15 protein-coding genes (1 of these 15 only partly in view) are annotated in these 18,354 nt (G+C 64.7%); 10 read left to right on the top strand and 5 right to left on the bottom strand.

Annotated elements, in window-relative coordinates; all coding sequences use genetic code 11:
• The 7 genes in view from bioB to V5F78_RS21840 are tightly spaced (at most 12 nt apart) and all read left to right on the top strand, a layout consistent with a single transcriptional unit that may run on beyond the window.
• Window positions 1-126, top strand: the 3' end of a protein-coding gene (gene bioB, locus V5F78_RS21870) for a biotin synthase BioB (protein WP_394071881.1). 909 nt of this gene lie to the left of the window's left edge; the window shows 126 of its 1,035 coding nt (coding positions 910-1,035); its start codon lies beyond the left edge, outside the window; it ends in the stop codon at window positions 124-126.
• Window positions 123-1,262 (top strand): 8-amino-7-oxononanoate synthase, encoded by a 1,140-nt coding sequence (locus V5F78_RS21865; protein ID WP_394071882.1) that lies wholly within the window; start codon window positions 123-125, stop codon window positions 1,260-1,262. Before bioB ends, V5F78_RS21865 begins: the two co-directional genes overlap by 4 nt.
• Window positions 1,259-1,906, top strand: a complete 648-nt coding sequence (gene bioD / locus V5F78_RS21860) for a dethiobiotin synthase (protein WP_394071883.1) — start codon at window positions 1,259-1,261, stop codon at window positions 1,904-1,906. Before V5F78_RS21865 ends, bioD begins: the two co-directional genes overlap by 4 nt.
• Window positions 1,906-3,171: an adenosylmethionine--8-amino-7-oxononanoate transaminase gene (locus tag V5F78_RS21855; RefSeq protein ID WP_394071884.1), complete on the top strand. Its 1,266-nt coding sequence runs from the start codon at window positions 1,906-1,908 to the stop codon at window positions 3,169-3,171. The genes bioD and V5F78_RS21855 overlap by 1 nt, the downstream gene beginning before the upstream one ends.
• Window positions 3,168-4,157, top strand: a complete 990-nt coding sequence (locus V5F78_RS21850; RefSeq protein ID WP_394071885.1) for a beta-ketoacyl-ACP synthase III — start codon at window positions 3,168-3,170, stop codon at window positions 4,155-4,157. The genes V5F78_RS21855 and V5F78_RS21850 overlap by 4 nt, the downstream gene beginning before the upstream one ends.
• A 12-nt stretch (window positions 4,158-4,169) precedes the next feature.
• Window positions 4,170-4,334 (top strand): hypothetical protein, encoded by a 165-nt coding sequence (locus V5F78_RS21845; protein WP_394071886.1) that lies wholly within the window; start codon window positions 4,170-4,172, stop codon window positions 4,332-4,334.
• Between the two features lie 3 nt (window positions 4,335-4,337).
• Window positions 4,338-4,520: a cupin domain-containing protein gene (locus V5F78_RS21840; RefSeq protein ID WP_394071887.1), complete on the top strand. Its 183-nt coding sequence runs from the start codon at window positions 4,338-4,340 to the stop codon at window positions 4,518-4,520.
• A 3-nt stretch (window positions 4,521-4,523) separates the two neighbouring features.
• Here the strand turns inward: V5F78_RS21840 and V5F78_RS21835 are convergent, their stop codons facing one another.
• A complete protein-coding gene (locus V5F78_RS21835; RefSeq protein WP_394071888.1) occupies window positions 4,524-5,450 on the bottom strand; it encodes a LysR family transcriptional regulator in 927 nt (308 codons plus the stop codon).
• Window positions 5,451-5,611: 161 nt separating this feature from the next.
• On the opposite strand from V5F78_RS21835, the gene V5F78_RS21830 reads away from it, so the two are divergent.
• The 3 genes from V5F78_RS21830 to V5F78_RS21820 all read left to right on the top strand — a co-directional run bounded on the left by V5F78_RS21830 (window position 5,612) and on the right by V5F78_RS21820 (window position 11,062).
• Window positions 5,612-6,454 (top strand): alpha/beta hydrolase, encoded by an 843-nt coding sequence (locus V5F78_RS21830; RefSeq protein WP_394071889.1) that lies wholly within the window; start codon window positions 5,612-5,614, stop codon window positions 6,452-6,454.
• A 17-nt stretch (window positions 6,455-6,471) separates the two neighbouring features.
• Complete coding sequence (locus V5F78_RS21825; protein ID WP_394071890.1) at window positions 6,472-7,698, top strand: efflux RND transporter periplasmic adaptor subunit; 1,227 nt, start codon at window positions 6,472-6,474, stop codon at window positions 7,696-7,698.
• Window positions 7,699-7,825: 127 nt separating this feature from the next.
• The gene (locus tag V5F78_RS21820; protein WP_394071891.1) at window positions 7,826-11,062 is read left to right on the top strand and encodes an efflux RND transporter permease subunit; all 3,237 of its coding nucleotides are present in this window, start codon (window positions 7,826-7,828) and stop codon (window positions 11,060-11,062) included.
• 88 nt (window positions 11,063-11,150) lie between these two features.
• Here V5F78_RS21820 and V5F78_RS21815 read toward each other — a convergent pair whose 3' ends face one another.
• The 4 genes from V5F78_RS21815 to V5F78_RS21800 form a co-directional block, all read right to left on the bottom strand.
• Window positions 11,151-12,794: a hypothetical protein gene (locus V5F78_RS21815; protein ID WP_394071892.1), complete on the bottom strand. Its 1,644-nt coding sequence runs from the start codon at window positions 12,792-12,794 to the stop codon at window positions 11,151-11,153.
• A gap of 92 nt (window positions 12,795-12,886) precedes the next feature.
• Window positions 12,887-15,406, bottom strand: coding sequence for a glycosyltransferase family 2 protein (locus V5F78_RS21810; RefSeq protein WP_394071893.1), 2,520 nt, complete (start codon window positions 15,404-15,406; stop codon window positions 12,887-12,889).
• A 586-nt stretch (window positions 15,407-15,992) separates the two neighbouring features.
• Complete coding sequence (locus V5F78_RS21805) at window positions 15,993-17,087, bottom strand: NAD-dependent epimerase/dehydratase family protein (protein ID WP_394071894.1); 1,095 nt, start codon at window positions 17,085-17,087, stop codon at window positions 15,993-15,995.
• A gap of 13 nt (window positions 17,088-17,100) precedes the next feature.
• Window positions 17,101-18,351, bottom strand: coding sequence for an iron-containing alcohol dehydrogenase (locus V5F78_RS21800; RefSeq protein WP_394071895.1), 1,251 nt, complete (start codon window positions 18,349-18,351; stop codon window positions 17,101-17,103).
• Window positions 18,352-18,354: the final 3 nt, after the last annotated feature.

Genomic DNA, 18,354 nt, shown 5'->3' with positions numbered 1-18,354 from the left:
GCCGGCGCCAACTCGATCTTTGTGGGCGAATGCCTGCTCACCGCCGACAATCCCGGCGAGGATCACGACGCTGCCCTCTTCCGGCGCCTGGGGATTTCGCCCGAGGAGGCGGACGTCGCCCAATGAGCGGACGGCTCGCACGGTTCGAAACCACCCTCGCCGGCCTCAAGGCCAAGAGCCGGCGGCGGGCCTTGGAAGGCCGGGCGGGATACGATTTCGCCTCCAATGATTATATCGGCCTTGCCGCCTCCCCCCGTCTCGCGGCGGCGGTGGAGGCGGCGGTCGCCCGCGGCGTCCCGGTGGGCGCGGCCGGCTCGCGCTTGCTGCGCGGCAATCATCCCGAACATGAGGCGCTGGAGGCGGAGGCGGCCGAATTCTTCGGCGCCGGGCGCGCGCTGTTCTTCGGCGGCGGCTATAATGCCAATGTCGCCTTGCTCTCCGCTTTGCCCCAGCGCGGCGACCTCGTGGTTTATGACGCGCTCATCCACGCCAGCGTCCACGAGGGTATGAAGACCGGCAAGGCTGAGACCGTCGCGGCGCTCCACAACGATGCCCAATCGGTGGAAGATGCGATCATCGCCTGGCGCGCGCGCGGCGGGCGGGGCACGCCGTGGATCGTCGTTGAGACCATCTATTCCATGGATGGCGACGCTGCCCCGCTGGACGACCTCATCGCAATTGCCGAGCGGCACGACGGTTTCCTGATCGCCGACGAAGCCCATGCCACCGGCGTGTTCGGGCCCGACGGGCGCGGGCGCGCGGCCCATCTGGAAGGGCGCGATGCCCTCATCACCCTGCACACCTGCGGCAAGGCGCTCGGCGCCTCGGGCGCTTTGGTGGCGGGGCATGCCACGCTGATCGACTTTTTGGTGAACCGCGCCCGCCCCTTCATCTATGCCACCGCCCCGTCTCCGCTGATGGCGGCGGCGGTGCGCGAGGGACTGCGCATGCTAAAGGACGAGCCGGAGCGCCGCGCCCGCCTTTCCGCACTGGTTGCACGCGCGGGCGAACGGCTCGGCGCCATGGGCTGGCCGGCCAGCGGCTCGCAAATCGTGCCGGTCATCCTCGGCTCCAATGCGCGCGCGGCGGCGGTGGCGGCGCATGTGCGCGCGGCGGGCTTCGATTGCCGCGCCATCCGCCCGCCCACGGTGCCGGAAGGAACGGCACGTCTGCGCATTTCGCTCACCCTGAACGTGGACGAGGCCATCATCGACGGCCTCACGGGCGCCATCGCCGAGGCGCTGGAGCGGGTCGCGGCATGAGCTTTCGTTTGGTCGTGACGGGCACCGATACGGGTATCGGCAAAACCGTCTTTTCCGCCGCCCTCGCGGGCGCGCTCGGCGCTTCTTATTGGAAGCCGGTGCAATCGGGGCTGGAGGAGGAGACCGACAGCGAACTGGTGCGGCGGCTCACCCGCCTGCCTGCCGACCGCATTCTGCCGGAGGCCTATCGCCTCAACACGCCGGCATCGCCCCATCTGGCGGCGGAGCTGGACGGCGTCGCCATTGACCCCGGCGCGCTGGTGCCGCCTCAGGTCCAGGGCCCGTTGGTGATCGAGGGCGCGGGCGGGCTCATGGTGCCGCTGACGCGTTCGCTCCTTACCATCGACCAGTTCGCCCGCTGGGGTTTTCCGGTGGTGCTGTGCGCGCGCACGCAACTCGGCACCATCAACCACACACTGCTTTCGGTGGAAGCCCTGAAGCGACGCGGGATTCCGCTGCTGGGCATCGCCTTCGTCGGCGACGAGATGAGAGACAGCCAGGAGACGATCGGCGCCTTCTCCGGCGCACGGATCCTCGGCCGCCTGCCGCGCCTCGATCCCTTGACCCCCGATGCGCTGGCGGCTGCATTTTCCGCCGCCTTCGACATCGGCGATTTTGCGCCCGAACGCGCGGAACCCCTATGATGAACGCCTCCCCCGTCTGGCACCCCTTCACCCAGCATGCGACCGAACCGACTCCGCCGCTGATCGCGCGCACCCAAGGGGCCTATCTCGAAACGGCGGAGGGCAAGCGCATCCTGGATGCGATTTCCTCCTGGTGGGTCATCACCCACGGCCATCGCCATCCCCCCATCATGGAGGCGATCCGCGCGGCGACGGAGGAATTGGACCAGATCATCTTCGCCGGCTTCACCCATGCGCCGGCGGAAGCGCTGGCGCGCGAGCTGGTGAAGCTCACCCCGGCTGGGCTCGATCACGTCTTCTATTCGGATTCCGGCTCCACCGCCGTGGAAGTGGCGCTGAAGATGGCGCTCGGCACCTTCCGCAATCGCGGCGAAGGGCGCAGCCGCATCGTGGTGATGGAGGACAGCTATCACGGCGATACCATCGGAACCATGAGCGTGGGCGCGCGCGGCGTGTTCAATGCAGCATACGAGCCCCTGCTGTTCGCGGTCGACACCATCCCCTTCCCCGCGCCGGGCCGGGAACAGGAGACGCTGGACGCGTTCGAAGGCTTCGCCCGCGCCGGAAAGGCCGCCGCGCTCATCGTCGAGCCGCTGATCCTCGGCTCCGGCGGCATGCGCATGTATGGGCCGCAGGTCCTCGCCGAGCTGAAGCGCATCGCGCAAGAGACCGGCACCCTCTTCATCGCCGACGAGGTGATGACCGGCTGGGGCCGCACCGGCACCCTGTTCGCCTGCGAGCAGGCCGGGATCTCACCGGACATCCTCTGCACGTCCAAAGGCTTGACCGGGGGCGCGATTCCGCTGGCGGCGACGCTTGCCACGGCGGAAGTGTTCGAGGCGCATTATTCCACCGACCGGGCCAAGACCTTCTTCCATTCCTCTTCTTATACCGCCAACCCCATCGCCTGCGCCGCCGGCCTCGCCAATGTGCGGGTATGGCGGGACGAGCCGGTGCGGGAACGGGTCGCAGCCCTCTGTTCCCTCCAGGCCGAACGCATCGCAAGGTTCGCGGGCGACGGGCGGTTCGAAAATCCCCGGCGCTGCGGCACGATTGCCGCGCTGGACCTGAAGGTGGCGAAGGGCGGCTATCTCGCCGAAGTGGGTCCGAAGCTGCGGGCGTTCTTCCTGGAGCGCGGCTTCCTGGTTCGCCCGCTTGGGAACGTGCTCTATCTGATGCCGCCCTATTGCATCACCCCCGCTGAGCTCGACGGCTTGTATGAAGCCGTCGGCGCGGCAGCGGACCTGTTCGGAACCGCCCCATGAGCGCCTTTTCCACCAGCCGCATCATCGGCTTTGGCCATGCCGTGCCGGCGCGCGAGGTGCTGAACGCCGAGCTGGAAGCGCAATTGGCGCTGGAGCCCGGCTGGATCGCCCGGCGCACCGGCATCGAGGCGCGCCGCTGGGCACAGCCTGGCGAGACGCTCTCGGGCCTTGCCCAGGGCGCGGCGGAAATGGCGCTTGCCGAGGCGGATCTTCCACGCGCGGACATCGGCCTGACCCTGCTTGCCACCTCGACGCCGGATCAACTTCTGCCGCCCACCGCCCCGCTGCTGGCGCACCGGCTGGGCCTCACCCGTTCCGGCGCAGCGGATCTCGCGGGCGCGTGCGCGGGCTTTCTCTATGCGCTGGTGCTGGCGGAAGGCTTCGTGCGGCTGCATCGCAAGCCGGCGCTGGTGGTGGCCGCGAATATCCTGAGCCGCCGGATCAATCCCGCCGAGCGGGGCAGTGCGGTGCTGTTCGCCGATGCGGCGGGCGCGGTCGTACTGGCCCCATCCGAAGAGCCGGACACCGGCATTCTCGGCGTGTCGCTGGCCGCCGACGGCGCCGGCTATGATCTCGTCACCATTCCCGGCGGCGGCAGCAGCCGGCCGTTCGGCCCGGACCTGCCGTTCGAAGAAACCCGCATGACCATCACCGACGGCCGCGAGCTGTACGTCCAGGCGGTGCGGATGATGACCGAATCCGCAAAGGCCGCGCTCCAGACTGCGGCCCTGCATGCGGGTGCAGTGAATTGGCTCGCGCCGCACCAAGCCAATGCGCGCATGCTGGACATGGTGGCCCATCAGCTCGGCATCGCGCCGGAAAAAGTGGTGCGCAGCATTGCCCGCTACGGCAATTCCTCGGCCGCGACGATTCCTTTATCCCTGTCCCTCGCGCATCGCGACCGCGCGTTCCGGCGCGGGGAAACCCTGGTGCTCACGGCGGCCGGGGCCGGTTTGACCGGTGGCGCCTGCGTGCTGCGGCTCTAAGGGGAGAGTGAAATGCGCCTGCACAAACTCGCGTGCGACGAACAATCCGCTGAAACAACGCCAATCGCGGCGGATGTGCTGATTTCCGGCACGCCGCAGACCCGCGTCTGGGTCACCTATGACGCGCCCGCCGAACGCCTGTGCACCGGCGAATGGGAGGCGACGCCGGGAAAATGACGGGTGACCTACGAGGAATGGGAATATTGCCTCGTGCGCACCGGCCGCTGCATCGTGACTGGGGACGACGGCAGCCGCATCGAGGCGGGGCCAGGCGAAGCCTTCGTGCTGGAGCCGGGATTTTCGGGCACCTGGGAAGTGCTGGAAACCATGCGCAAGCACTGGGTCATCCGCACCCCCGCCTGACGATCACCGCAAGGTCGAGCGGCGCTGAATGAGGTCGTGGGCGGCGAACAGCTCGGCCACCCAATCCACGAACACCCGCAGCCGCGCGCTGAGATGTCGGTTGGGCGGATAGACCACATGAAGCGGAAACGGCTCCGTGCTCCATGCGGTCAGCACCGACACGAGATCGCCGCGCCCGAGGGCGGCATGGGCAAGAAAGCTCGGCGGCTGGATGATGCCAAGGCCGGCCACCCCGGCGGCGAGATAGGAATTGCCCTCGTTCACCGAGAGCGCATAGCGGCCGTCGATCTCCAGCGTCTGCCCGTCGCGCACGAATTCCAGCGGGAAATATCGCCCCGTGCGGGCGCTGAAATAGCGCACTACGGGAAAGTCACCATCCAGCTGGCTCGGATGCGTGGGGGTGCCGTAGCGCGCGAGATAGGCCGGGGCCGCGCAGGTGATCATCCCGAGTTCGCCGATGCGCCGCGCCACCAGGGACGGGTCGGTTATCTCGCCGCCCCGGATGACGCAATCCACATTCTCGCTCAGCAAATCCACCGGCCGGTCGGTCACGCCGAGGTCGACCTGAATATCGGGGTGGCGGGCGTAGAAATCCGGCAGTGAGGGAATGAGAACCAGCAGCGCCAGGCTGGGGCTGATATCGACCCGCAGCCGCCCCTGCGGCGTGCCTTGCTGCTGGGTCATCGACCCGTCCAGTTCGTCAAGGTCCGCCAAGAGCGTGACGGCCCGCTCATAATAGGCCGCGCCGTCCGGCGTCACGGTCACGCGCCGCGTGGTGCGGTTGAGCAAGCGCGTGCGCAGATGCGCTTCGAGCTGCTGAATCTGCTTGGTGAGCGTGGGCTTAGGCACCCGCAGGAGATCGGCGGCCCGGGTGAATGTGCCGGCCTCCACCACGCCCACAAAAGCCCGCATTGCAGCAAATTGATCCATATCAACAGAGCCCTTAGCGGCTTTGGCGCTCATTATTCACATATGGAAATAATGTAGTCAAAAATTGCATCTTTATTCAAGCGACTTAGGGGCATATCCATGACGCATCGCAAAACGCCGATGAACGATTGGCTGGCTTTGCGCCAATCCGGACCCCTGCCATGCCCCTGCCCTGGAGCGAAGATCGTATCGTGATGTCGAGTGGCGATGCCGTTCCGGTGCGCGTGCTGCGCCGGCCGGGTGCCTCGCGCACGGCGCCGCTCATTCTCCACCTGCACGGCGGCACCTTCATCACTGGCACGCTGGATGCCGGGTGCACCATCGCGAACTTGCTGGCGCAAGCCGGCGCCACCGTGGTGTCGCTTGATTATCCGCTGGCCTGCGAAAAGCCTTTTCCCTACCCGCTCGACATCGCGTTCGCAGCTCTGGAAGGCCTCAACCGCGAGCGCGCCAAATGGAGCACCAAGCGCGCGCCGCTGCTGGTCGCCGGCGAGGAAGCCGGAGGCAATCTGGCCGCCGGCGTCGCGCTGATGGCGCGCGACCAGAAGGCCCCGCCGCTCGCGGGGCAGATCCTGATCTCGCCCATGCTCGACCCCTCGCTCGCCACCTGCTCGATCCGCGAGGCCGATGCCGGCCCGGTGGGCTGCAAATGGGCGGACGGCTGGCAGAAATATTTGGGCTCCGCCGACAAGGCCGCCCATCCCTATGCCGCGCCCGCCTCCGCCTCGCGCCTCACCGGCCTTGCGCCGGCACTGGTGGTCACGGCGGAAGACGACCCCATGCGGGACGAGAGCGTTCGATATGCCGACAAGCTGCGCAAGGCGCAAGTGTGCGTGCAGGCCCACGTCTTCGACAGCCCCACCGGCTGGCCCGCCAGCCTTTCCGAAGCCGCATCGCGCGAGGCCGCCTGGGCCGAGCGGCTGCGCGATTTGTTCTCCGCTTTCTTCGCCGAGCTTCGGGCCGCCATGCGGCCCGGCCTGCCGGCACAGTCCGCCCTTATCTGAACGCCAGGATCGCTCCTATGACCCGGATCATCACCACCCGCCGCCTCGTCATCGCCGCCCTCGCCGCGACCGCCCTGTCCGCCGGCCTCGCCATTCCTTATGTCATGCCTCACGGTGCCGCCCAGGCGAGCGATCCCGCCAAGGCACCGGCCGGCGTTCCGGTTTCGGTCGCCGTCATCGAAAAGCGCGATGCGCCGGTGTGGGATGAATTCTCCGGCCGGCTCGAGGCCATCGAGCGTGTGGAACTGCGCTCGCGCGTCGCTGGCGCGATCCAGGCCGTGCATTTCCGCGAGGGTGCGCTGGTGAAGGAAGGCGCGCTGCTCATCACCATCGACCCCGCGCCCTATCAGGCCGAAGTGGATCGCACCCAGGCCCAGGTGACCGCCGCCGAGGCGCGCGTTGCTCTGACCAAGGCGGATCTGGAGCGCGGACAGCGTCTGTTCGAATCCCGCACGGTCGCCCAGCGCGACCTCGACGAGCGGCTGAATGCCCATCGTGAGGCCCAGGCCAATCTGCGCGCCGCCCAGGCGACGCTCCAATCGGCCGAGCTGAATCTCAGCTACACCGAAATTCGCGCCCCCGTCTCCGGCCGCGTCGGCAAGCTGGAAGTGACCGCGGGCAATCTGATCTCGGCGGGACCGGGCTCGGTGGTGCTGACCACTTTGGTCTCCACCGACCCGATCTACGCCAGCTTCCACGCGGACGAAGAAGTGGTTCTGCGCGCGCTTGCCGGCCTCTCGCCCGAGACCGGCAGCGACAAGCTGCCGCTGGAGCGCATTCCGGTGGAAATGCTGACCGTCACCAGCAACGGCACGCCGGTGCGCGGGCATCTTCAGCTGATCGACAATCAGGTGGACGCAAAAACCGGCACGGTGCGGGTGCGCGCGGTGTTCGACAATCCCGACGGCCGCCTCATTCCTGGCCAGTTCGCCCGCTTGCGCATGGGCCGCACCACCAATGCGGATGCCTTGCTGGTGAGCGAGCGCGCCGTCGGCACCGACCAGAACAAGAAGTTCGTCCTGGTGGTGGATGGCGAGGGCAAGGCCAATTATCGCGAAATCACCCTCGGCGAGCCCGTCGGCAACCTGCGTATCGTCACCAGCGGCCTGACGGCCGGCGAGCGCGTGGTGGTGAACGGGCTGCAGCGCATCCGCCCCGGCGCGCTGGTGGTGCCGCAGACCGTGCCCATGGACGTCACCAAGACCGCCCAGGCCGCCGCGGCTGACGACGTCGCCCAACGCTGATCCTGCCGGCCCGCTCCCAGGGAGCTTCCCCGGGGACGGGCCGCGTCACCTGTAGCCGCGTTTTCTCCGCTCCCGGGCTACCCGCCCGCGGAGCCCGACCGCTTATGCCCCTGCGGGGGAGGATGTCATGAATCTCTCCAAATTCTTCATCGACCGCCCGATCTTCGCAGGCGTGCTCTCGGTCCTGATCTTCCTCGGCGGCCTGCTGGCGCTTCGGGTGATGCCGATTTCCGAATATCCCGAGGTGGTGCCGCCCCAGATCGTGGTGCGCGCCAACTATCCTGGCGCCAATCCCAAGGTGATCGCGGAAACCGTCTCAACCCCCATCGAGGAACAGATCAATGGCGTGGAAGGCATGCTCTACATGAGCAGCCAGACCACCACCGATGGCCTGATGACGCTGACCGTCACCTTCAAGCTCGGCACCGACCCGGACAAGGCCCAGCAATTGGTGCAGAACCGCGTCTCCCAGGCCGAGCCGCGCCTGCCGGAAGACGTGCGCCGCCTCGGCATCACCACCATCAAGAGCTCGCCGGACCTGATGCTGGTGGTTCACCTGTTGTCGCCCAACGGGCGCTACGACATGACCTATCTGCGCAATTACGCGGTGCTGAACGTGAAGGACCGCCTCGCCCGCATCGCCGGCGTGGGCGACGTGCAATTGTTCGGCTCGGGCGATTATTCCATGCGCGTGTGGCTGGACCCGCAGAAGGTGGCCGAGCACGGGCTTTCCGCCAGCGATGTGGTGGCCGAGATCCAGGCGCAAAACGTGCAGGCTGCGGCCGGCACGGTGGGCGCCTCGCCCGGCGTTGACGGGCTCGACCTTCAGCTCTCCGTCAACGCCCAGGGCCGCCTCCAGACCGAGGAAGAGTTCGGCGACATCGTCGTGAAGAGCGGCGACAATGGCGAAGTGGTGCGCCTGCGCGACATCGCCCGCATCGAGCTCGGCGCCGCCGATTACGCCCTGCGTTCGCTGCTGAACAACAAGTCGGCCGTCGCAGTGCCGGTGTTCCAGGCGCCCGGCTCGAACGCCATCCGCATCGCCGACGAAGTTCGCCGGGTGATGGCGGAAATCAAGGAGAACATGCCGGACGGGGTGGATTATTCCATCGTCTACGACACCACCCAGTTCGTGCGTGCCTCCATTGACGCGGTCATCCACACCCTGCTGGAAGCTGTGCTGCTGGTGGTGCTGGTGGTGATCCTGTTCCTGCAGACCTGGCGCGCCTCCATCATCCCGCTGCTGGCGGTGCCGGTCTCGATCGTCGGCACGTTCGGCGTGATGTATGTATTCGGCTTCTCCATCAATGCCTTGACCCTGTTCGGCCTGGTGCTCGCCATCGGCATCGTGGTCGATGACGCCATCGTCGTGGTGGAAAATGTGGAGCGCAACATCGAGCAGGGCCTCGCCCCACGCGAAGCCACCTATCGCGCCATGAAGGAAGTGTCGGGCCCGATCATCGCGATTGCCCTCGTGCTGATCGCGGTGTTCGTGCCGCTCGCCTTCATCACCGGCTTGTCGGGACAATTTTACAAGCAATTTGCACTCACGATCGCGATTTCCACCGTGATTTCGGCGGTGAATTCGCTGACCCTTTCGCCGGCCCTTGCGGCTCTGCTTCTGCGCGGCCACGATGCGCCGAAGGACCGCCTGACCCGCATCATGGACCGCTCGCTCGGCTGGCTGTTCCGCGGCTTCAACTCCGTCTTTACCCGCGGGTCCCGCGCCTATGGCAATGGGGTGAAGGGTGCGATCTCCCGCAAGGGCATCATGGTGGGCTTCTACCTGGTGCTGGTCGCCTGCACCGTGGTGCTGTTCCGCGCGGTTCCAGGCGGCTTCGTGCCGGCGCAGGACAAGCAATATCTGGTCGGCTTCGCCCAATTGCCGGATGGCGCCACCCTCGACCGGACGGAAGAGGTGATCCGCCGCATGAGCGACATCGCGCTCAAGCAGCCCGGCGTCGAATCGGCCATTGCCTTTCCGGGCCTGTCGATCAACGGATTCACCAATTCCTCCAATTCCGGCATCGTGTTCGTCGGCCTTAAGGCGTTCGAGGAGCGCAAGACGCCGGAGCTGAATGGCGGCGCCATCGCCATGCAGCTGAACAAGAAGTTCGCCTCCATCAGCGAAGCCATCATCGCCATGTTCCCGCCGCCGCCGGTCCAGGGGCTCGGCACCATCGGCGGGTTCAAGCTGCAATTGGAGGATCGCGCCGGCTTCGGCTACGAGGCGCTCGACGAAGCCACGAAGGCGTTCATGGCCAAGGCCATGCAGCAGCCCGAGCTGGCCGGCCTGTTCTCCTCCTACCAGGTGAACGTGCCGCAATTGTTCGCCGACATCGACCGCACCAAGGCGCGCCAGCTCGGCGTCGCGGTGACGGACGTGTTCAACACCATGCAGATCTATCTGGGCTCGTCCTATGTGAACGATTTCAATAAGTTCGGCCGCACTTACACCGTGCGCGTGCAGGCCGACGCGCCGTTCCGCGCCCGCCCGGAAGACGTGGGTCAGCTCAAGGTGCGCTCCAAGACCGGCGAGATGGTGCCGCTGTCCGCGCTGCTGAAGGTGCGCTCGGCGGCGGGACCGGAACGGGCCATGCGCTATAACGGCTTCCTTTCGGCGGACGTGAACGGCGGGCCGGCGCCCGGCTTCTCCTCCGGCGAGGCGCAGGCGGCCATCGAGCGGGTCGCCGCCGAAACCCTGCCCAAGGGCTTCGGCTTCGAATGGACGGAATTGACCTACCAGGACATCCTGGCGGGCAATTCGGCGGTGTGGGTGTTGCCGCTCTCGATCTTCCTGGTGTTCCTGGTGCTCGCCGCCCAGTACGAGAGCCTCACCTTGCCGCTGGCGATCATCATGATCGTGCCCATGGGCCTGCTCGCGGCCATGGCCGGCGTCTGGCTCAGCGCCGGGGACAACAATGTGTTCACCCAGATCGGCCTGATCGTGCTGGTGGGCCTGTCGGCGAAGAACGCGATCCTGATCGTGGAATTCGCCCGCGAACTGGAGTTCCAGGGCCGAAAGCCCATCGAGGCCGCCATCGAGGCGAGCCGGCTGCGCCTGCGGCCGATCCTGATGACCTCGCTGGCCTTCATCATGGGCGTGGTGCCGCTGGTCACCTCCACCGGCGCGGGTGCGGAAATGCGTCATGCCATGGGCGTCGCAGTGTTCGCGGGGATGATCGGGGTGACGGTGTTCGGCATCTTCCTCACCCCGGTGTTCTATGTGCTGCTGCGCCGCCTCGCCGGAAACCGCCCGCTGGTGCAGCATGGCGAGGCGTTGCCGGATCTTCATCCCGCGTCCGATGGCCATGGCGCCAGCGGGCACGATGCGCCCCATCCCGCGCCATCGCACGCGTCCTGAGGGAGCGATCCGCCGAAACGACAAAAGCCGCCCCCACGGGCGGCTTTTTCATGTGGGGGTCAGGATCGAAGACGGATCAGAGCGCGTCCTACGTCTCAAGCGCGGCCACGATCGGCCCGGCCACGGCCTCCGGATCGGTCGCGACCACGAGGAAGGGCTGGCAGACCGCAATCGGCTCGGGCTGGAATCTTGCCCGCACGCAAAAAGTGTTGAAGGGAGCCGCGAACGCCGCGATCCCCTCCATTACCGCGTTCGAAACCCCCGCCAGCCGCTCCGAAGACGGGCCGATCTCACTCTCGATCGGCACGATGGCACCCGGCAGATCGTCGAGGCCGATGATCTCCCGGTGCGGCGGCGTGAACAGAAGCTCGATCGCGGTACGATTGCCGCCGAGGGCCGCGAGCCGCTCCGCCGGCAGGCTTGCCCGCGAGAACAGCCCTTTCAGATTGAACCGCCCCTGGCGCCGACGGCTTTCCGGCGTATCGAGCAAGCACAGGGAATAGCCGAAGATCTCCACGTCGAACATATGTTCCAGCGCCTGGGCGAAGGATTCCACCAGCGTGCCGTCCCAGCCGATATCCACCAGCGCAACCCGCATCTTGGGGGTGAGCCCATGGTCCAGCAGGCTGCGGAACAAGCCGCGGCGATTGCGGCGCGCCACCTTGAGGATTTCCCAGCGATACGCGCTGAGGAACCGTCGCACCAGCGGCTCGGTGGTTGCATCTATGACGACATCGTCGCCGAGCCCAATATCGGCCAGCACGAAGCTGGCGGGCGCGGGAATATCCAAGCGTTGCAGCAATTCGAACGTCCGCAGCCCGTGCGCTCCCGCCAGAAGCATGTCGATGCGGGTATCGAAATTGCGGTCATGGGTGCCGGCCAGCATGATCACGGTGGGACCGACGCGGAAATAATCATGGCGGCACAAAGATGGCGCGTCGGGATGGCGGGACATCCTCTCGATGGCGGCTCCCACCCCCGGACAAAGCAGCAGCAGGTCGATATTGTCGCGCCGCGCCTGCTGATCCAGCCAATGGTGGAATCCCGTCGCGACCGGGCCCGCGACACGAAAGCCCAGCGCTTCGCAGGATCCTTGAGGCAGGCCGCTGGCGAGACGATTCATGCCGAAGGCGACCGAGGCGGCCCCCCCTTCCGTTGGCAGGGGAAAGGCACCTTGTTCGAGCGGCGCGCTCTCGGCACCCTCATGCACCAGGGGGAAAATCCGATCCGGCGCCACATCGAGGTCATGGGCGATGCGCATCGCCAGGGCGACCGGATCGAGCGACCCCGCCCCATCCTGCGACAGGAAGAGCGGCGCCCGAGGCAAGGCGTGGTGCGCGAGCAATTCCTCGAAAAAGGCGGCAGGAAGATGGGTTGAACCCGCGAGAGCCGCGCGCCCCAGCGCGGCGGCGTCCCGGAACATCGGCTCCACGCGCGGATTGGGCAGCCACAGGGCCTGCTCGAACCGATATTCCGTGCGCTTGGCGAGATTGCGCTCGGTGGGGCTCGCCTCCAGGTGATCATAGATCAGGTCGAGGGTGAGCGGCTGTTCAACTCCCGCCTGCTGGCGCGCCAATGCCTCGGCGGCGAGGCGACGGGACCTGAAGTCGGGCATGCCGACGCTCGCACCCACCAGGTCAAAAAGATGCTCCGGCTCCACCAATGGGCGGATGAACAAGGTCTTGCAGACATCGAACCAGACGATATCTGCCGCCTCCAAAGCCGCGTTCATTGTCAAAACCGGACCCCCTTCACCCTTCTTCTCGCGTGATGGCGCAAAGCCGCTTGCGCCGTCACACCACGCAGACTTTACGCATCCCGTCCTCAGGAAGGAACGCGGAAAGTCAGATCGTTCGGGTGCAAATTAGGGGAGAAGAAGGGATCGCGCATGAAGAAAAGTGGATGCGCCACGTCCAGCCGCCGCTTGTCGGCGCGCAGGCGCGCCATTTTCTCTGCACTGACGTGATCAATGCCACGGCTCATGGATTCGTAATGCAGCAGCTCGGCGGCCGGGCACACCACATTGAACAGACCCGCCTCCACCAGGCGGAAGCACAGATCCACATCGTTATAGGCAACCGGGAAGGATTCATCGAACCCGCCGACCGCTTCAAACTTGCTACGCTCCACCATGAGGCACGCGCCGGTGACCGCCAGCCAGTTCGCATCCAGCATGTTGCGTGCGTAATAGCAGGGGTCCTTGGCATTTGCGCCGAGGAAGGCGTGGCTCGGGCCATCGGCGATATAGACCACGCCCGCGTGCTGCACCCGTTGCGACTTGGGATACAAAAGCTTGGCCCCGACGGCGCCGATGTGGCGCTGCTGGGCATAACCGATCATGCGGTCGAGCCAGTCGGGGGTGATCACTTCGGTATCGTCGTTGAGAAACAGCAGGATCTCGCCCGACGCGGCGCGCACCCCGACATTGCAGAGCGCCGAGAAATTGAACGGGTAATCGTGCAGCACCACGCGCACGCCTTCTTCCGCCTTGAGGCTGTCCAGATAGGCGATGGCTTCCGCTTCGGTTGAGCCATTATCGACCACGATCAGCTCGAAATTCCGATAGCTGCTCCGGTCCTGGATCGAGCGCAGGCATTGCCGCAGCACGGCCCAATTGTTCTTGGACGGGATGATGATCGACACACGGGGCGCCTGCACCACATCGTACCGTACCCGCATATAGGCCTTCAGCCCTTCCACCGGCTCGCAGGCGCCGCTGACACCGCGTCGCTGCATCGCTTCCAGGCGCAGGTTGACCGCGGCTGAAAGCGCTTCCGGCTTGGCGTCGAACTCGGCGGCCGCCGAACCCGGCATGATGCGCCAATGATACAGGACCTTCGGAATATGGGAGATTTTCCGGGTCATCTCGGTGAGGCGCAGGACGAAGTCCCAATCCTGCGAACCGTCAAATTCCGAGCGGAGCGGCCCGACTTTCAGCGCCAGGCTGCGGCGCACGCAGCTCACGTGGCACGTGTACATCAGGCTCATGAGCGTGTCGGGAGACCAGTCCGGCTTGAAGAACGGCTCCACGAACGTGCCGTTGGTCGCGATCTTGTCTTCATCGCTATAGATGAAGTCGGGATCCTCCCGGTCGATGCAGGCCGCAAGCTCGTAGAGGCAATCCTCGGTCAGTTCGTCGTCATGGTCGAGGAAGACCAGGAAATCCCCGCCCGCCAGGGCTATGGCTTCGTTGGTCGCGCCGGATATGCCCCTGTTCTCGGTGAGATTCTTGACGATGACGCGCGGGTCCCTGAGCAGGGCAAGGGCCTGGCGCACCTCCTCGCGGGGGCTGCGGTCGTCCACCAGGATCAATTCCCAGTGCGGATACCATTGCGCTTCGACCGAGGCCACCATGCGGCGAAGCACGTCGAGCGGGGTATTGTAGAGCGGCACGATGATGGAGAAGCGCGGCGTCGCACGGAAGCGCGCGATGCGCTCATCCAGATCGGGCGGGCACCGCGGGGCGATATAGGCATAGCTGGGCGATTGGTTGCGCCATTCGTAGGTTCCGGTGCGCACCGTGGGGAGCGCATCATCCATCATGCCCTTGCGGCCGGGGCGGAACGCGACGTGGCGGGCGTGATTTCCCAGAAGCCCGGCCCGGTATGCCGGAACGGTGGTCTTGGCCATTTTCTTGTAGCGAGAGGCCCGCAGCCAGCGCAACCCTGCGCGCCAAAGCGCCCCCGGAACCGCCTTAAGGCCGCTGCTGCGCCGCCGGTCCGGCACCTGCTTGGAAAGATAGTCCGCCAGCGGCGATTGCCACGGTTCCAGCTCGGGATGCTCATCGCGATAGGCGATCGGGCTGAAGTTCGCGCTGGGAACCCGGCCCTCGGCCTCGCCATAGAGAATATAATGCCACAGCGGGTTCAAGGCCGCGCTGCCCACGTCCGGATAGGTGGCGAGATAAAAATCGGAATCGAAGACGGGGTTCGGCCAGCAGCCTTCGAAGCCGCCGCGCAGCAGATAGTCCACGACCGGCTCGACACTGACGGAATCGGGCTGGCGATACTGGTCCAGGTAAAACTGCCGATCGAAAAGACCGGAATCCAGCAGCAGGCGGCAATTGGCCGCCAATTCGCCCGAGCCGAACCGCCGGATCAGCCGCCCCTTCACGCCCCGCACCCCACGGCGGGCGGAAACCGGCTGGGCTCGGATCAGATCGGAGACACTATGGCGCCGGCGGCGTTCCATCTCGGCGCGCGAAAGGGCCGCTTCGAGGCGCAGACTCAGGTTTCCGAGTTCGGTTTCCTGCTGGCGTATGCGCTCTTCGGCTCGGGCGATTTCCTTGTCCAACGTCGCCCGTAGAGCCGCCAGTTCCACCAAATGGCCGCTGTCCATCTCCATCAACACGTTCGCTCCCAGCGCCCTCAGAGATTGCGAGCCGGCTTATGCACCAAATCCGCCCGCTCGCGGGCGTGTCGTCAGCACCCCGAACAACGGTGCGCGCCTTTCAAACGACGAGGCTTACCGATTTACCTCAAGACAAACTATTGTTGCAATGTGATATATGGACAAGGTCGCATCTGACGCTGAGAACACCCATTTGAGGGTGGATGATACCCTGCCGGCTCCGCAGATCGCAAGCATATGTGCTGGCATTGGTGGACACGCGCGGATCACCCGCGCCACTTCTTAAGGCGGAGCGCCAGGATGGCGGCCGCGCACGTGCTGCGGAGTGAGGTCGTGATCCGCCTTTAATTCGGTAACGGTCCCACCTCGGAAACCGCCATGCCGCTCTGAAGGGTGTTTCGCTTAGGGGACCAGCATCGCTCTCCTGCGAGCGGAATGCCCGCGCCGCCGAAATCTCAACCTCGGGCTCCTTCTGGGTCCTGATCGACCGCGTTTCTAAAAAAGGGCTGCGCTTCGTGTCAGGTCCTTGAATCGAAACAGACCGCACTTCACCCTGAATCAAGCCACGGGCGGACGGCAGTCAGCGAGGCCGGCTCCACATCGCCGTGCGCCAAATGGCATCATTCAGAGACACCTTTGCTGTGAGGCCGAGCTCGGTGCGAATGCGCTCCGTGGAGGGCACGTACCGGCCAGGGTTCCAGTTCCCATCCGGCTTGCCTAGCACCTCATACTCGCCAGTGCCGACCACCTGCGCAACGCGGGCAGCGAGGTCCCGGATCGAAATGGCTTCTTCTGACCCGACATTATAGTGGCTGTCTCTTGGCGCCCTTGCGAGCATCGACCAAAGCCAGGCCGCCAAATCGGCCGCGTAGAGGTAAGATCGGAGCGCACGCCCATCGCTATGGACCACCACTTTTTTTCCCGCAATAGCGTCGCGAATAAAATTCCCGATTGCAAAGTGAGCATCGAGCGAAAGAAAGGGTCCCACCAAGGCAAATATCCGAGCCGTCGTGACTTCGATTCCAGATTGTCGGGCATAAATTCCGCATAGCATTTCTGCGGCCCTCTTGCCCTCCGCATAAGCATGTCTCGGATCGCTAAAATTCGGCCCTCCCGCCCACACTTCCCGTTGATGGCTGATTTCGAAAGGTTGAGGACCGTAAACGGCACCGGAACTTAGGAACAACACTCTCTTGACCTTACGTTCCACCGCGAAGTCCAGAACCCTCCGCGTGCCGGCGACGACCGTGTCAAACATCTTAAGTGGATCAGAAATATGCAGATCCGTTCCCGAGTCGGTTGCGGCATGCACGATATGAGTAAATTCTCCGGACGGTGGCGCCATACTCGTCACATCGCCGGCTACGAACTCGAACATCGGGTCATCTGCAAGATGCGCCGCCTTCGCGCGAAACCTGGCGACGTCGCGCGTAAGCACCATCGCCTTAATATCTAGAGCCCGGCGTTGCTCCGCACGGCTCAGGGTTTCAAGCAGCCAGCGACCCACGAAACCAGTCCCACCGGTGATGAAGACACGGGCACCCCGCATCGCTGCCCAGCCTTCGCCGACAGAATCGACGACGAAATCAAAGTCATCCTCCAGGCGCCACGCGGGCCGGTCGGAAACATCATCCGGAGGAGCGCCGATGCCCATCATGTTTTCCTGCCTTGCCATGCGCCCACCCGGCTCAATCCAGGGCGGACTGCACCGAAACCGGAAGGAATGCCAACAGCCCTGCGCGTATGAAAAGCGCCACAGCCTCGGCATCTAACGGGACGGGGCTTTCTTTATCGCACCATACCTTGTCGTCGAAAGTGCGGTTGAAAATATGGGTGTAGGATTGCTTCCAATCCGTCACCGTCGCCATTGCGGATTGAATACGCGCCTTAAGGCCGTGCTGTTCGAATACCCCACTCCACCAATTTCGAATTTCGTCGAAGGACGAAAAGCCCAATTCTGGAAAATGAGCTGCGAGATGCCGCATGAGCAGACCTTCGCGATCGCCAATCGCCGACCTGTATTGAGCATAGGCGGAATCAAAAAATACGAATAGAGTTTCAGCATGGGAACTGGGGATCAATTCGAGAAGAGCTCCAGCAGCCTCGTGAATGTTGCCCGTTCGAATATTCGAAATGGCAACACCGCCCATGGCGGCGGCATAATGCAACTGTAACAGCGCGTCATCCGATCGGTCCCCTGCCAAGACCGCTTTTAAACCGACGAGAATTCGCCCGATTCCGTCCACCGAGGCCAGATCGCCCGCCCAGGACCTCTCAAAGCGGCAAATAAACGATTCGAAAAAATGCACGAATGCATCAAAAGCGGAGAGAACAAGCAGATCGTCAGGAGCGCTTCTTAGGAAATAAGGATCGACAAGGATCCAATCCGCGGTCAAATCCCAACTTTTGCCATGGATTTTGCCTTTGTCGTCCTGATCGTAGGTCACGTAATAGCGCGACGCATCCGCACCCGTCCCGGCCGTCGTCGGAACGCCGACAATCAACGGGCGCTTGGCATTTTTCAGCCACGGCATACCCCGTTTTGCACCCATCCCCACATCGTCGATCGTACCGAAAATCCACTGCGCCACCACCGCCTTCGCGGCATCAATGGTGCTCCCCCCACCAACCGAAACGACGAGATCCGGCGGGCTCGTCTTACCCGCAATATCTATCAAGGACTGCGCTTTTGGCAGCGCATAACACGCCTGATCAATTACCAGCCGATCGCCCGCGCGCTCGCGAATAGTTTGAACAAACGGATCGCGTTCGAAAAATTGATCGAAAAACAGTCCGACAGTCGTATCGTCGCCAATAATATTGAATAACTCGTCTCGCACCCCCGTTCCCCACACCATCTTGGAGGGGAGAAAGAACCGTTTGCGATGCTCGGAGTTGAAAAATGTTTCGTACCGGTAACGTCCAATCAAATCACTCATGAG

The organism is Roseixanthobacter glucoisosaccharinicivorans (assembly GCF_043195095.2).
GTDB lineage: Bacteria > Pseudomonadota > Alphaproteobacteria > Rhizobiales > Xanthobacteraceae > NCEH01.
This window is presented reverse-complemented; position numbering and strand designations above follow the sequence as displayed.

What these genes read in the sequence shown, in the direction of transcription:
- V5F78_RS21865 (WP_394071882.1), top strand. Translation starts at nt 123, where the DNA reads ATGAGCGGACGGCTCGCACGGTTCGAAACCACCCTCGCCGGCCTCAAG.
- bioD (WP_394071883.1), top strand. Translation starts at nt 1,259, where the DNA reads ATGAGCTTTCGTTTGGTCGTGACGGGCACCGATACGGGTATCGGCAAA.
- V5F78_RS21855 (WP_394071884.1), top strand. Translation starts at nt 1,906, where the DNA reads ATGAACGCCTCCCCCGTCTGGCACCCCTTCACCCAGCATGCGACCGAA.
- V5F78_RS21850 (WP_394071885.1), top strand. Translation starts at nt 3,168, where the DNA reads ATGAGCGCCTTTTCCACCAGCCGCATCATCGGCTTTGGCCATGCCGTG.
- V5F78_RS21845 (WP_394071886.1), top strand. Translation starts at nt 4,170, where the DNA reads ATGCGCCTGCACAAACTCGCGTGCGACGAACAATCCGCTGAAACAACG.
- V5F78_RS21835 (WP_394071888.1), bottom strand. Translation starts at nt 5,450, where the DNA reads ATGGATCAATTTGCTGCAATGCGGGCTTTTGTGGGCGTGGTGGAGGCC.
- V5F78_RS21830 (WP_394071889.1), top strand. Translation starts at nt 5,612, where the DNA reads ATGCCCCTGCCCTGGAGCGAAGATCGTATCGTGATGTCGAGTGGCGAT.
- V5F78_RS21825 (WP_394071890.1), top strand. Translation starts at nt 6,472, where the DNA reads ATGACCCGGATCATCACCACCCGCCGCCTCGTCATCGCCGCCCTCGCC.
- V5F78_RS21820 (WP_394071891.1), top strand. Translation starts at nt 7,826, where the DNA reads ATGAATCTCTCCAAATTCTTCATCGACCGCCCGATCTTCGCAGGCGTG.
- V5F78_RS21815 (WP_394071892.1), bottom strand. Translation starts at nt 12,794, where the DNA reads ATGAACGCGGCTTTGGAGGCGGCAGATATCGTCTGGTTCGATGTCTGC.
- V5F78_RS21810 (WP_394071893.1), bottom strand. Translation starts at nt 15,406, where the DNA reads ATGGAGATGGACAGCGGCCATTTGGTGGAACTGGCGGCTCTACGGGCG.
- V5F78_RS21805 (WP_394071894.1), bottom strand. Translation starts at nt 17,087, where the DNA reads ATGGCAAGGCAGGAAAACATGATGGGCATCGGCGCTCCTCCGGATGAT.
- V5F78_RS21800 (WP_394071895.1), bottom strand. Translation starts at nt 18,351, where the DNA reads ATGAGTGATTTGATTGGACGTTACCGGTACGAAACATTTTTCAACTCC.